Source organism: Arthrobacter sp. SRS-W-1-2016 (assembly GCF_002009585.1).
Classification (GTDB): domain Bacteria; phylum Actinomycetota; class Actinomycetes; order Actinomycetales; family Micrococcaceae; genus Arthrobacter; species Arthrobacter bambusae_A.
This window is the reverse complement of sequence record NZ_MTPV01000030.1, coordinates 23,447-29,463: the sequence shown is the minus strand read 5'-3', so window position 1 is coordinate 29,463 and position 6,017 is coordinate 23,447. Positions and strand designations below refer to the sequence as shown.

4 protein-coding genes are annotated in these 6,017 nt (G+C 59.2%); 1 reads left to right on the top strand and 3 read right to left on the bottom strand.

Annotated elements, in window-relative coordinates; genetic code table 11:
• Nucleotides 1–917 precede the first annotated feature (917 nt).
• Both BMF89_RS07745 and BMF89_RS07740 read right to left on the bottom strand, forming a co-directional pair.
• A complete protein-coding gene (locus tag BMF89_RS07745; RefSeq protein WP_078106523.1) occupies nucleotides 918–1,904 on the bottom strand; it encodes a 2-dehydropantoate 2-reductase in 987 nt (328 codons plus the stop codon).
• A 29-nt stretch (nucleotides 1,905–1,933) separates the two neighbouring features.
• Complete coding sequence (locus BMF89_RS07740; RefSeq protein WP_078106522.1) at nucleotides 1,934–2,725, bottom strand: aldolase/citrate lyase family protein; 792 nt, start codon at nucleotides 2,723–2,725, stop codon at nucleotides 1,934–1,936.
• A 701-nt stretch (nucleotides 2,726–3,426) separates the two neighbouring features.
• Here BMF89_RS07740 and BMF89_RS07735 point away from each other — a divergent pair.
• Nucleotides 3,427–4,899, top strand: a complete 1,473-nt coding sequence (locus BMF89_RS07735) for an aldehyde dehydrogenase (protein ID WP_078106521.1) — start codon at nucleotides 3,427–3,429, stop codon at nucleotides 4,897–4,899.
• A 127-nt stretch (nucleotides 4,900–5,026) separates the two neighbouring features.
• On the opposite strand, the gene BMF89_RS07730 is transcribed toward BMF89_RS07735, so the two are convergent.
• On the bottom strand, nucleotides 5,027–5,872 hold the full coding sequence (locus tag BMF89_RS07730) for an IclR family transcriptional regulator (RefSeq protein ID WP_171983433.1): 846 nt from the start codon (nucleotides 5,870–5,872) through the stop codon (nucleotides 5,027–5,029).
• Nucleotides 5,873–6,017: the final 145 nt, after the last annotated feature.

Below are 6,017 nucleotides of genomic sequence, written 5' to 3'. Positions count from 1 at the left end.
CCGCGCCCGGTCAATCACTTGCCGCCAACGGGCAACCCAACATACCGCGCCCGGTCATTTCTAAGTTGCCGTTGACACAGCGATCAGTTCAACCACTGCGTCTAAGATGTCCAATCGTGGTCCCGCACTCCCGGCCAGGAGTTTGAAGTGGGAGAGGAACCTAAAACCTCTCAAACCTGATAGGGGACTGCAGGAACACAACAGTTCCCCCTGCACATTGGGACGAAGCCGCTCTTGTCACAAGGGCTGAGAAGCGCATATTCGATGCCTTCGATTCCGCCGAGCTGGAACGCCATCGCGCCGAAGCAGGCGAGTCCCTTTGCTTCACGCCAAACAGCCGGCATCTCGACGTTGCTAGTCCCACGAAATTCAATCATTGCGTTTGCGGTCATGGGGAGGGCCGCCCTAACCCAGGCGGTACTTCCAAATGGACGTCTGCGTCTTCAGGTCGGGATCCCAATGATTTGTTCAGTGTCCCGCAAGAGGACAAATACGCGGGCTTCAACCCCGTCGGCGGCCAACCAGAAGCCCGAGTTGTCGTTCATGACTGCCTCGACGACACCCCGTCGCACATCGCATCCCGATCTTCGCACTTGGACGCGTTCGCCAGAGGCCGGCCTCCAACTCGAACTGATCAACTCGTTATCGTCTTCCACCAGAAGGAGGGCAAATCCGTTCTCTTGCCCAAATTCAAGGCTCATGTGATTTCCCCAGCTATGGTTTGGTGCCGACGTATGCTTTCCGAAGTTAGTAAACTGCCGTGATCTTTCCCGACGATTAGTCCTTTGAAACGAGGACCATCACTGTCGGGGCTGGCCTTCATTAAGTCAGGCAAACATGCGACGACCGTCCGGCTATGTGGTCATACAGTCGAGCCACGGCACCGTACCAGGGCACGCGCAGATCGCTTTGTGGTGTTATTTGGCTGTGTCTTGGTACAGGCCGGCGGTACGGGCCCGCTGGGTGGCCAATTCGATCACCAAGTCAAGGTTGGGTGTCGGGACCTGCGTTAGTTGGGCCAGGTCGAGCGGGACACGGAACATGGCGTCGATCTCCATTGGCCGGCCGGCCAACAAGTCCTGGGCGATGCTCTGGAGGTGGCTGGACTTCGCCAGCTTGTTCAGCCCTTCGTACGGATCGCCCGGATCGCAGTCCAGTGCGCGGGCAATAGCTGCGCCTTCTGCTGCCATTGCTTTGGCAGTCCCAGCGACGGCGGGCTTGTCGAGGACGTCCTTCATAGGTGAGGCGCTGAGAACAGCAAGGGAACCCCCGATCAAGTTCATCAGTAGTTTGGCCCAAACGGCGTCGCGGATCTTCGGCGTGACGGTAACGTCGAGTCCGCTTGGGCTCAAGAGTTCGGCCAGCGCGTCGAGCCTCTTGTCCGGTTTGCCGTCAGGACGTCCGATCACCAGGCGGTTACCGGGATTCTCAGCACGGATTATGCCCGGTGCGATCACGCTGCAGGCCGTGTAGGCTACAGCACCCACCGCACGTTCGGGGCCGATGTGGTCCCACAGCGCCTGTTCGGGGTCGAGGCGTTGAAGGTGGGTGCCGTCCAGCGATCCTCCGTGGGAGTGGAAGTACCACCAAGGGATGCCGTTCATGACGAACACGACCAGGCTGTCTTTGTGGAGCAGGGAACCGACGTTCCGGGCGATCGCGGGGAGGGCTGGGGCCTTGACCGCGACAATTACTATGTCCTGTGGCTCCAAGTCCTCCGGCCGCTCCGTGGCGAAGGGGCGGGAGACCAGGCTTCCGTCACGTGTTTCGACCCGTAGCCCGTGTTCTCGGATCGCGGCGAGTTGCTCCCCGCGGGCGATCATTGAGACTTCGGCTTCACTGGTAGCGAGACGTCCAGCGATGTGCCCTCCGACGGCCCCTGCGCCGTAAATGCAGATTTTCATGTGTGCTCTCTATTTCCGTGGCTTGTCGATCAGTCGAACTGTTTGCGTTTCTGGGCTGCGGCGCCGCTTAGAAAGGTGATGTCGTTGCCGGTGGAGACGAAGCCGGCGCCGAGTTCCAGGTATTGACGGACAAGGTCAGGGCGACCACCCAGCCCACCGATGCCCACGGCCTTTCCGTGGGCCCGGCAGGCATCGATGACCTGAAGGAATGCCTTGTGCACCTCGGGATGATCCACTTGCCCGGCAGCACCCAACTCGGCGCTGAGGTCGCTGGCACCCACGAGGAGCATGTCTACGCCATCCACGGCTGCGATATCCTCAACTGATTCCAAGCCGGCCCTGGATTCGATCATCGCCACTACCATGGAGGCCTGGTCAAGCTCACGAATGGTCTGATCGGCAGGCAGCGACCTGTAATTCAGCTGGGGCGCGGCCCCAGAAAAGGAACGTATGCCCAAGGGCGCGTGCTTCACAGCACGGACGGCATCACGTGCCTCGTCGGCCGACTGCACTCCGGGCACAATGATTCCCATGGCACCGGCATCCATGACCTTGGCAATGAAGAAGGGATCTGGTCCAGGAACGCGAACGAGGGGCGTGACTCCGAGGGCGTTACATGCCATGCAGATTTGGCCTGCGGCTTCAAGGGGAAAACTGCTGTGCTCCATGTCGATGTAGACGGACTCAAAACCTGCCGTTTGGGCGATGGCTGCGATGTCCACGGTGCGCACCAGCCGGATCGTCATCGAGAAGACAGGCTCACCCTTGGATAGCTTTTCCTTTGCCAAGTTGCGCAGCAGCGGGGTGGTTTCATTGCTCATATTTTCCAGTCTCCTGATCTGTCCGGATGTCTTCAGCCGAACAGTGTCGGCAATACTTGCGCGTCTGTTGTGGATTGCTCAGTCCGTCTTGGGTCCCCAGCAGTAGGGACATTCGAGGCTCGCCCCACCCGAGCACGGCTCCTCGAGGGCGAGATCTGCGACGACGGACCGAACATCAATCCGTGGAAGTGAATCAGTGGGCGGTTCAAGGAGTTGGACTCGTTCGATGCCAATGCCAGCTGCTTTACTCAAACGCAAGTCCTGCTCCTTTGCGGTCATTGCATCCCCGGCACGATCCGAGGGCTACTTCCCGGCTTACCGGCTGGCAATCCGTGCTCGGCCATATTCATAACCGACAACTTCCGTCGGCGCGCATCCAATGTTTATCGACGCCTGATATGCAACCATAGTGCGTTACACGCACCTAAACAAGAGTGTTGGGTGAGAGTGCGGTTAAAGAGCACCTGATATTCGAAGCTTGAACTATGTGCGGCGCAGCCCTCAGAGGCAGCCTAGGGCGAGAGCGCGTGGCTAGGTATTGGTAGGCACTTCTGCCGGCGGGTGGCCCAACAATACGCTCTGCAGATCCCGACGGGGCCCCGCGGAGGGTATGCATCATCGTCAGGCCGGAAAGCCCTGTGATATTGTCAGCCATGCCGCAAGAATTGTGGGCACCGTCACTGCTGCTGAAGGCGTTTTGAATGGCAATTACCCCGATCACAACCCACGATTCCATTTTCATCGGGGGCGACTGGGTTGCCCCAGCAACACGTGACCGTATTCAGGTGGTCTCCCCGTTGTTCGAGGATGTCATTGGCTCGGTGCCTTCCGGCTCTGAAGAGGACGTCGACCGCGCGGTAGCTGCCGCGCGGCATGCACTGGAGGCAGGGCCGTGGCCCGCAATGTCTCTTGACGAGCGCGTGACGATCCTGAAACGGTTCCGCGAACTCCTGCTCGAGCGCAGTGAGGAGCTTGCCCAGCTAATTACCTCGGAAATGGGCTGCCCAATCACGCAGTCCCGCAACATCCAGGTCGTCTATCCCATTCGCATCCTTGACGCGTATCTGGAGACCGTAGAGACATACCCTTTCCGCTCTGTGCGCCGCTCGGCCGGCGGCCAGGCCCTTGTCACGCGCGGACCGGTGGGAGTGGTCGCGGCTGTCGTGCCGTGGAACGTACCCGTCTCGCAGACGGCGCAGAAAATTATCCCGGCCCTGCTGACTGGATGCACTGTTGTTCTCAAACCGGCACCGCAGACTCCGCTGGATGCCTACTTCGTAGCTGGACTCCTCTCAGAAGCCGGACTGCCACCCGGGGTCTTGAATGTTGTGCCGGCCCACCATGAGATCAGCGAATACTTAGTAGGACACCCCGGCGTTGACAAGGTGGCCTTCACGGGCTCGAGCGCCACCGGCCGGCGGATCGCAGAGATTTGCAGCCAAGATCTGCGACGTATAACGATGGAGTTGGGAGGCAAATCGGCCGCCGTTATCCTTGAAGATGCCGATATCGATCTCGCCGTTTCCGCGCTTCGACTGGGGTCATTCCGAAACAACGGCCAGATCTGGAGCCTCAAGACCAGAATCTTGGTGCCGGCTAAACTCGAGGTCGATTTCCTCGAAAGCTTCAACGCCATGATTGACACAATGCCCATAGGTGATCCGCGGGACGACACCACGGAGATCGGTCCCCTTGTTAGCGCCCGCCAGCGCGCTCGAGCCGAAAACTACATCGCTTCCGGCCTCGCCGAAGGCTCCCGTCTCATACGAGGTGGTGGCCGTCCCCCAGGGCTAGAGAAAGGCTGGTTCATCGAGCCGACGGTCTTCGGTGGGGTGGACCCCGACTCCACTATTGCTCAGAATGAGATCTTCGGCCCGGTGGTATCGGTAATCCCGTACCAGACCGAGGATGAAGCGATTTCCATCGCGAACAACTCCAACTACGGCCTCAGTGGAGCGGTCTTCACTACTGACGTCGAGCGGGGCATGCGCGTTGCTGGCCTGCTCAAGACCGGGACGGTCGAACTGAACGGTAATGCTGCAGGATTTCTGGCTCCAATAGGCGGAGTCAAGTTCAGCGGAGTCGGCCGCGCCTTAGGTCCTGAAGGTATCGACGCCTACGTCGAGCTCAAATCGATTGGAATTTCAAAAGAAATCGCGGATTCGCTTCAGTGAGGTCCCAGTGACAACCGTGGCCAGCCGGCCCACCTCGGCCGGAACAAGCTCAGACCCGAGACGCTACACGGACAACCATGTCCAGTATCGTGAGCAATGAGCGATACCAGGCTGTTTTCGATTTGGCCTAAGCAGTGGCTTCGTAAGAGTAAGAGTCGGTTGGCGCCCCCAAGGCGTTGCTGATATCCGCCGCCGTCGACTTGACCTTCGAGACGTAATAATCAATATTGCTCATCGGCAATCGCGAGGCGGCGGCGGCGATGTTGATCGCTGCCGCGACGTTGCCATCGTGGTCGAAGATCGGTGCGGCTATACAACGCAGACCCGGTTCTAGGTCTTCGTTCTCAAGCGCGAAGCCCTGATTGCGTACGACAACCAATTGCGTCTTCAATTCATCCAGTGTCGCAGGCGAAAGTTCACTTGCTTGCGAAAGGCTCTTCTTGGGATAGAGCTTGTCGATGCTCCCATCAGAGAGACCGGCAAGTAGCGCCTTCCCCATGGCCGTCGTAGAGGCTTCGTGACGCTTGCCAACCCAGGAGTGCAGCCGCAGAGAGTATGAGCCGTTCGCAAGTACCACGGTCACTGCTTCCTGGCCGTCGAGCACTCCCACCTGGCACGTTTCCCCAACGTCGTCCGCAAGGGCTTGAGCATGCTTGATGGCCATAGTCGGAAGATCTTGCACAGCTGCAGCGATTGCGCCGAGTCGTGTTAGCTTTCCGCTCAGCCGGAACCCGGGTCCGTCGGTGGCCGGGACGAGAAATCCGCTGAGAACCAAGTTGGACGTGATGCGCGACGCAGTCGATTTGTGAATGTTGAGGTAACGCGCAATTTCGATCGTCGTCACTGTCTGGCGGTCCATCTCAAACAAGTCGAAGACGGCCAGACCATGCCGAAGGGCCCCTAGTCGGCCAGTTTCCTTCGAGTCCTCGCCGTCGGATTCCGCTACAGCCATCTTCTCGGTGTTTTCGTCCACGCGGTTTACTATATGCCGTTTGCTTGAAGGGATCATCTCCATGTGGTCCAACCTTACTTTGTATGCCTCCGCCCGGCCTTACCCCGCAGCGGCGGGGGAGGTCCTGTTTAGGAAGAGACCCCAGACGTCCAAACCATGGGTGTCA